General features: G+C 63.2%; 1 protein-coding gene and 1 pseudogene. Both read left to right on the forward strand.

Going from position 1 to position 3276, the window contains the following annotated elements; all coding sequences use genetic code 11:
* The first annotated feature begins 297 nt into the window (after positions 1 to 297).
* Positions 298 to 2217 carry a potassium transporter Kup gene (locus tag EOA28_RS29815; protein ID WP_127252729.1) on the forward strand — a complete coding sequence of 640 codons (1920 nt, stop codon included), beginning with the start codon at positions 298 to 300 and terminating at the stop codon, positions 2215 to 2217.
* Positions 2218 to 2262: 45 nt separating this feature from the next.
* Positions 2263 to 3276: pseudogene (locus EOA28_RS29820) on the forward strand (aldehyde reductase); the annotation flags it as partial.

Genomic DNA, 3276 nt, shown 5'->3' on the forward strand with positions numbered 1-3276 from the left:
GTCGCGGCGCTCGCTGAAGGCCTCACCCAATTCCGGCATGCCGGTCTGGCAGGACCGGCTGTTCATCAGCCTGGCGCGCTCGGCGGCGGATGCCACTGAGTATTTCCAGATCCCGACCGGACGCGTCGTTGAAATCGGCACCCAGGTCGCGATCTGACGAGATCCGCCGGATGAACGAGCCGGCCGTTGCGTATACCGAAAGCCTTGCGTCGGCGGCATGGGAGCCCTAACGCTGGGGCACTTGATATTGCACTGCAGCAAGCGTAGAGCACCGCGCATTTTATCGGAGTGTCGTCCATGGCCCTTGCCAATGGTGGTGCAGACGCAGAACCCGCCGACCAATCGAGCCACGCAGAAATTGAGCAGCACAGCACGAAGGTGCTCATGCTTGGCGCGCTGGGCGTCGTCTATGGCGACATCGGCACCAGCCCGATCTATGCATTCCGCGAGGCGCTGCACGCCTCTTCCGGCGGTGATGTCGCGAACCGCGCCGACATTCTGGGCGTGTTGTCGCTGATCATATGGTCGCTCACGATCACAGTGACCGTGAAGTACATCATGTTCGTGCTGCGCGCCGACAACCGCGGCGAGGGCGGCGTGCTGTCGCTGATGGCGCTGGCGCGCAGCAGTTTCGCTACACGTTCCGCGATTATCCTGGCCATAGGCATCGTCGGCGCCTCGCTGTTCTTCGGCGATGCGGTCATCACGCCAGCCATCTCGGTGCTATCGGCGGTCGAAGGCATGAATGTCGTGACGCCGGCCTTCCAGCCTTACGTCGTTCCGTTGACGCTGGTCATTCTCGCCGTGGTCTTTGCCGTGCAGAGGTTCGGTACTGGGGGCGTCGGTCTGGTATTCGGTCCGGTGACTGCAATCTGGTTTCTGGCCATCGGCCTGTCCGGTCTCAACCACATCATCGACGATCCGGAAATCCTGTGGGCCATCAGCCCGCATTACATTGTGGCTTTCCTGATCAATTCACCCGATGTGTCTTTTGTCACTATCGGCGCCGTGTTCCTGGCCGTCACCGGAGCCGAGGCGCTCTACGCCGATCTTGGTCACTTCGGCCGCAAGCCGATCGTGCTGGCATGGCTGGCGATTGTGTTTCCCTGCCTGCTTTTGAACTATGCCGGGCAGGGCGCCTATGTGCTCGCCAAGGGCGGCACGGTCGGCCATCCGTTCTTCGAGATGAACGAGGGCTGGGCGCTCATCCCGATGGTGGTGCTGGCGACGGCGGCAACTGTTATTGCCAGCCAGGCTGTGATCTCCGGCGCCTATTCTCTGACCAGGCAGGCGGTGCAGCTCAACATGCTGCCTCGGCTCGAAATCCTGCACACTTCGGAAAAGCAATCCGGGCAGGTTTACATGCCGCGCGTCAACATGCTGCTGGCGTTGGTGGTGATGCTGTTGGTGGTCGGTTTCGGGGAGTCCAGCAAGCTGGCTTCGGCCTACGGCATCTCGGTGACCGGGAACATGTTGGTGACGACGACGCTGCTCTTCGTCGTCATGACTCGGATCTGGAAATGGAACATCTGGCCGGCAGTTGCGCTGACGGCATTGTTCGCGCTTATTGACGTTGGCTTCTTTGCCTCCAACATCGTCAAGGTGTTCGAGGGCGGCTGGGCCTCGCTCGCTGTTGCCTTCGCCATCATCCTCGGCATGTGGACCTGGGTGCGGGGCAGCCGCTACCTATTCGACAAGACGCGCCGCAACGAGATCCCGCTCGATTTCCTGGCGGCGAACCTGCTGAAGAAGAAGCCACAGCTGGTCTCAGGCACCGCCGTGTTCCTGACCAGCGATCGGCTCAGCGCGCCGACGGCGCTGATGCACAGCCTGAAACACTACAAGGTGCTGCACGAGAAAAACGTCATCCTGTCGGTGGTGACCGCGCCGCAACCGATCGTGCCCGACAGCGAGCGGGTCAAGCTGGAGACGGTCAACGAGCTGTTCATGCGCGTGACGCTGACCTTCGGCTATATGGAGCAGCCCAACATTCCGCGCGCGCTGGCCATCTGCCGCAAGCAGGGCTGGAAGTTCGACATCATGACGACGTCCTTCTTCCTGTCGCGGCGCTCGCTGAAGGCTTCACCCAATTCCGGCATGCCGATCTGGCAGGACCGGCTGTTCATCGGCTTGGCCAAGACGGCGGCGGACGCGACGGAGTATTTCCAGATCCCGACCGGACGCGTCGTGGAGATTGGCACGCAGGTCGCCATCTGACAGACTGCGCCGCATCGGTCGGAACAGTGCCGAAGGGAGGCGGGCATGAGCGGCGAGTTGGTGCTTGTGACCGGCGGATCCGGCTTTCTCGGCGCTCATTGCATCGTAGCGCTTCTGAACGCTGGCTACCGCGTGCGCACCACGGTGCGCGGGCCAGGCGCGAAGCCGATGTTCGTGCGATGCTGGAGGTCGGCGGCGCCGAGCCGGGCGACGCGCTTTCCTTCGCCCATGCCGATCTCATGAGCGACAAAGGCTGGTCTGAGGCGGTCGCCGGATGCCGGTACGTCCTTCATGTCGCTTCGCCTTTTCCGCCCGGCGTGCCGAAGCATGAGGACGACCTGATCGTCCCTGCCAGGGAAGGGGCGTTGCGCGTGCTGCGGGCCGCACGCGATGCCGGGGTCGAACGGGTGGTGCTCACCTCGTCCTTTGCCGCTGTCGGTTATGGCCAGTCATCGGTCGTCGGACGTCCGTTCACGGAGGAGAACTGGACCAACCTTTCGGAAAAGGTCGGCGCCTACGTGAAGTCGAAGACGCTCGCCGAGCGGGCGGCGTGGGATTTTATTGCCACCCAAGGCGGCGCACTGGGACTGGCGGTGGTCAATCCGGTCGGCATCTTCGGGCCGGTCCTGGGGCCGGATCATTCGACGTCGACCGATTTCATCAGGCGCCTGATGGATGGCGAGATGCCCGGACTGCCCCGCATGGTCTTCGGCGTGGTCGATGCGCGCGACGTCGCCGACCTGCATCTGCGCGCCATGACCAATCCTGCGGCCAAAGGCGAGCGGTTCCTGGCCATCAGCGGCGATTTCATGACGATGCTGGAGATCGAGCGGACGCTGAAAGCGCGGCTCGGCAATGCGGCGTCGCGGGTTACCACAAGAGAGCTGCCGGACTGGCTTGTCCGGATCGCCGGGCTGTTCGACGGGCAGGCGGCTCAGATCGTGACGGAATTGGGCAAAGCCAGGAACGCGACGAGCGCCAAGGCCATGCGCCTGCTTGGCTGGACGCCGCGATCACGCGAAGACGCGCTTGTCGCGACCGCTGAGAGCCTTCTTGGAT

Source organism: Mesorhizobium sp. M2A.F.Ca.ET.067.02.1.1, assembly GCF_004023285.1.
Classification (GTDB): domain Bacteria; phylum Pseudomonadota; class Alphaproteobacteria; order Rhizobiales; family Rhizobiaceae; genus Mesorhizobium.